This window comes from 'Chrysanthemum coronarium' phytoplasma, from assembly GCF_000744065.1.
GTDB classification, from domain to species: domain Bacteria; phylum Bacillota_I; class Bacilli_A; order Acholeplasmatales; family Acholeplasmataceae; genus Phytoplasma; species Phytoplasma asteris.
On the sequence record NZ_BBIY01000052.1, the window covers coordinates 1 to 4,321 of the forward strand.

3 protein-coding genes are annotated in these 4,321 nt (G+C 29.1%); all 3 read right to left on the bottom strand.

The features are described 5' to 3' along the window. On the bottom strand, nucleotides 1–1,991 hold a 1,991-nt coding region (gene secA / locus OYV_RS02995), incomplete at its 3' end, for a preprotein translocase subunit SecA (protein WP_042068213.1). Nucleotides 1,992–2,609: 618 nt separating this feature from the next. Next, complete coding sequence (locus tag OYV_RS03000) at nucleotides 2,610–3,119, bottom strand: NUDIX hydrolase (protein WP_011160827.1); 510 nt, start codon at nucleotides 3,117–3,119, stop codon at nucleotides 2,610–2,612. Between the two features lie 720 nt (nucleotides 3,120–3,839). After that, a partial coding sequence (locus OYV_RS03005) for a hypothetical protein (RefSeq protein ID WP_042068214.1) occupies nucleotides 3,840–4,321 on the bottom strand: 482 nt, incomplete at its 5' end.

Here is a 4,321-nt window from a genome sequence, read left to right on the forward strand (position 1 = left end):
AAAAAAGTAATTAAAGTTTGGGTTTGACATTGGGTAGGGTTGTTAGTAAAATATGGCAAAATAGCTTTATTAAGGGTCTTTTGCATTAAATCTTGAACGATTTGTTCTACTCTATTGCTAACTAGAATTTCTTTTCTTTGGTTATAGATAATTTCTCTTTGAATACGTAAAATATCATCATATTTTAAGAGGTATTTACGATAGTCAAAATTGGAAGATTCTACTTTTTTTTGTATTTTGGTAAAAAATTTAGTCACCATTTTAGATGAAGTTTTAGTTTCACAATCGCTTATTTTTTGGAGCAAAGAAATAATTTTTTCTATTCTAGTGCCACCAAATCTTTGGGCAAGTTCATCTTCGCTAGAAATAAAAAAACGTGAATAACCAGGGTCGCCTTGACGTCCAGCACGTCCTCTTAATTGGTTATCAATTCTTCGTGATTCGTGTCTTTCAGTACCTAAAACAGCAAGTCCGCCTAATTCTTTAACCCCTTCGCCTAAACGAATATCAGTTCCACGTCCTGCCATATTAGTAGCAATAGTAACTGCATTTTTAAGTCCTGCCTTAGCAATGATGTCTGCTTCTTTAGAGTGGTTTTTGGCATTTAGAATTTCGTGTTTAATGGAATGTTTTTTTAATTTTTTAGAAATAATTTCAGAAACTTCTACTGTAGTTGTCCCAATTAAAATGGGTTGTCTTTTTTTGTGGCGAGAAGTTATTTCTTCAATTAAAGCGTCGTATTTTTCTTTTAAAGAAACAAAAATAAAATCGGGCTCGTCAATTCTTATCATAGGAACATTGGTAGGAATTTCGATAACTTCCATGTTATAAATGTCTCTAAATTCATCTTCTTCGGTTTTGGCAGTTCCTGTCATCCCTGATAATTTGTGATAAAGACGGAAAAAATTTTGATAAGTAATAGTAGCTCCAATGGAAGCTTCTTCTTTAATTAATACTCCTTCTTTGGCTTCTAATGCTTGGTGAAGACCGTCGCTAAATTGGCGTCCTGGCAAAGCACGTCCAGTAAATTGATCAATAATTAGAACTTGTCCATCTTTGTAATCAACTAAGTAATCTTTGTCTTTGTGGATCGTAAAAGCTGCTTTAAGGGCGTTTTTGACATGGTGGAGCAAAGAGGCGTGTTCTACGTTGTATAAATTATCAATTTGGAAAAAGTTTTCAGCTTTGGTAATTCCTTCTTCGGTAAGTTCAATTGTTTTAGTTTCTAATTCAATAAGATAATGGCTATTTTTAAGGGTGCGAACAAAACGTTGTGCTTCTTTGTATAAATTCTTAGTTTCTTTGACACTTTGGGAAATAATTAAAGGCGTTCTTGCCTCATCAATTAAAATAGAGTCTACTTCATCAACAATAGCATAACTGTAAGGGCGTTTCATTACCAAATTGGAAGCTTCAATTTCCATGTTGTCTCTTAAATAATCAAACCCTAATTCACTGTTAGTAGTGTAGAGAATATCACATAAATAGGCTTGTTGTTTTTGTGCGCGGTCTTTGTCTTTGGTATTAAGTCCTACTGTCATTCCCAAAAAGCGAAAAACATCACCGATGCTACCTTCAAATTCTCTTTTAGCTAGGTATTCATTGACTGTAACAATGTGAACGGGGTTACCACTTAAAGCGTTAAGATAAGCAGGCATGATGGCAGTAAGGGTTTTTCCTTCCCCAGTTTTCATCTCAGAAATATTTCCTTGATGCAAAATTACAGCGCCCAAAATTTGAACGTAATAAGGAGTAAGTCCTGTTACTCTTTTGGTAGCTTCTTTGGCAAGAGCATAGGCTTCGGGCAGCAGTTGGTTAAGGGTTTTTCCTTCTTGAAAGAGTTTTTTTAATTCTGCGGTTTTTGTGGCAAAATCTTTGTCATCTAATAAAGCCATTTGGGCTTCTAAATTTTGTACTTTATTAGCTATGGTTCTAGCTTTTCTTAAAGCTTTTTTGGAAGAATTAAATATTTTTTTTAAAAAATTTAACATAATCGTTTTAATCCTTTATATTTTTTAGTTTTTGAATTTGTAATTGCGGGTTGTTGGTTCGTATTTCAACAATTCTTACTTTGGTTCAATATTAAAAAATGAAAATAAAATGAAGTGAGGTGAAAGCGCAATGAAAATAAAATAATGTTAATTTTTATCAAAAACCTGAGTGAAAAAACAAAAATTAACAATTTTAGTGTGAAACCAAAGTAATTGGAGGGGAAAAATGAAAATAATTGGGCAGCAAAAGCCCTTATTTGCAATCCCATTATTATTTATTTTAACATATATTTAGTGGTTTGTTGACATCATTTAATTATTTTTTGCTGTTTGTGGCTTTATTTGCGGATTTGGTGGTGGTGGCGAAAAAAAGCAAAAAGTGCGCGAGGGAAAAATGAAAAAAAGACTACCGCCATTAGATAGTCTTTTTTTAGTTAAAACAATTTATTTTGTGGTTTTAAAAATTGCTTTAAAAATTTGAACAATAAATGCGACCTATAGAATTTTTTAATAATTTGGATTAATAATTATTTCAATTTATAATTATTTCAATTTATAATTATTTCAATTTATAATTATTTTGAATGTAATAATTTGGAATATATTTTAATTTTTTTCTTAGCAAAGATATTTTGTCTGACAAAATTTAGTTTTGTATGTTTGAGGTTGGGTTTGGTTTTTGTGTTGCAAAAAATCTTTTAAAAAGGTTTTGTCAATTTCCATCATAGCATCCATTGGCAAAGAGGCCTCATCAAACCATTTTAGTTCAGCAACTTCATCATCTTGTGGGCTTAATTTTCCTTGTGTTTTAGTTACTACAAAAGCCATAACAACTGGATAGACAACATCTCCGTTAGGATAATTGATAACAAAATGTTTTCCACAATAGGTACGAAAGGGATGAATTTCTAAAGCTTTAAGACCTGTTTCTTCTTCTAGTTCTCTTACGCAAACATCAGCTCCAGTTTCTCCTAATTCCATTGCTCCACCATGAAGTCCCCAAACATTAAAATCTTTGCGGAATTGCAATAAATATTTATTATTTTCATAAACAATAACGGAAGCCCCAGGAGAAAATAAAGGGTCTTTCCCAATTTTTTGGCGCAATTTGTTGATATAGTTGCTCATTTAAAAAACCTTTTTCCATTCTTTCTTTTTTAATTTATTTTTTTAATTTTAGCTTTTTTAATTTTAATATTGTTAATATTGTCAAAAAGTTATTTTTGAATTAAGAAATAAATATTTTTGGTAAAATTAGTAAAAAGTGTAGATAGCATAGATAGCAAATAAATGAAAATGCAAATAATAAGTTTTTTGTAAAAATATTTCAAATTATTATTTGATTTATTATAAATAGTTGTTTAATTGATGGCTAAAATTTTGCTAATATTTTTCCTCCCAATATTTTTTTGGATAACTTTTATTTCTGTATTTGTTGGATGGCACAATTTATGGCTTTAATTTTTTTATTTTTTAAAGCAAACTTTACAAATGAAAGTAAACTTTTAAAATTAAAAGCTTAGTGAAATAGGGCTTTAACAACCAAAATAAAAGATGACAAAACTAAAAAAATTATACTTACTATTTTATTTTATCATTTTTTTTAATATTATGTTATTTTTTGCTAACTTTTTTATTTTTTTGTTGTTTTGTAATTTGAAAAAGGCAATTTTTAGTAATTTGTTAATTTGAGCTACTAAAAATACTTGATTATTCAAAAATATTGACTTTTATATTAGTTGTAAAAAGTGCAAAAATATTATAATAACTCAAAAAGGAAGCCCTTCAACAAAAGGGCTTTTTTATTTCAAACATTTTATTATTAGAAAATTATAAATCTTATTTATTTTAACTTTTTTTTAAAGGATATTTTTTAGTAATTTCATCTAAATATTTTTGAGATAAAGTTTTTTTAATTAATAATTTACGTGCTATTTCATCTAAGGCATCTTTATTATTTTGTAATAAATGTTCTGTTTTTTGTAAAAAGGCATTAAAATCTTTTTGAGGATAAGGAGAGAATTTATTTAAGTTATGTTTAGCACTATTATGGTCAGAACCAGAGCCTTTTCCTACTTGTAAACGTTTCATTTGATGGTTTTTGGCTAAAATGTTTTCAGCAGCAGTTCCTCCAAAATTAAGGAGTGTTTCTGTTTTGGGATCAGATTTTAAAACTTTGCAAGAAGTATGTCCCAAGGTTCTTTGAGTACGTTTAATTGTAACGTAAGGAACTTGAAAATTTTCAGGATATAAAAGAGCTATAAGAGTATGTCCTGCTTCATGATAACTTGTTATTTCTTCTTCTTCTAATTGTTTTTCTTTTAAAAAAT

Coding starts and splice junctions, on each gene's coding strand:
- OYV_RS03000 (WP_011160827.1), bottom strand. CDS start 3,119: ATGAGCAACTATATCAACAAATTGCGCCAAAAAATTGGGAAAGACCCT.